The following is a 544-nucleotide window of genomic DNA, read 5'->3' as shown; positions in this document are numbered from 1 at the left end:
TAATAGAGGACTGAAAGACACTTTCGAAGCACATTAAATAATTTTATAGTATTATTTATCAATTTGTATCCGTAAAGATAACTGTTACTCCCCTTAAGTTATAAATGGAGAGAGAATATTATGACAAAAGCAGCACTGTTGGACTGGAAGGGATTTTCAGGACTTCCTGATTTTTTTTCAATAAGTGATGAAGATTTTAAGCCCACTTTTGAACAAGCGCTTAAAGAAGCAGAGGAAGAAATCGAGACGATTGCAATGGTGCAAGAGCCACCAACGCTTGAGAGTTTTTTGCAACCTTTTGAACTTTCTGGAAAAAGGCTTGATCGTGTATGTTCAATATTTTTCTTGCGTTCAGGTGCTCATAGTAATGCGTTGATTCAACAGTTAGAACAAGAATTTGTTGTAAAGCTTTCTCGTTATTCTTCGAAAATTATGATGGATGTACGGATATTTGCGAAAATAAACGTGCTTTATAAACAGTCGCAGCAAGGTGTGTATGATAATGAAACAACGCGTGTCCTTGAATTATGGTGGAAAAAGTTTG

General features: G+C 35.5%; 1 pseudogene. It reads left to right on the top strand.

Going from position 1 to position 544, the window contains the following annotated elements:
* Positions 1 to 120: 120 nt before the first annotated feature.
* A pseudogene (locus tag ACFIO5_RS13385) lies at positions 121 to 544 on the top strand (peptidase M3); the annotation flags it as partial.

Source organism: Bartonella sp. AA86SXKL (assembly GCF_042196885.1).
This window is presented reverse-complemented; position numbering and strand designations above follow the sequence as displayed.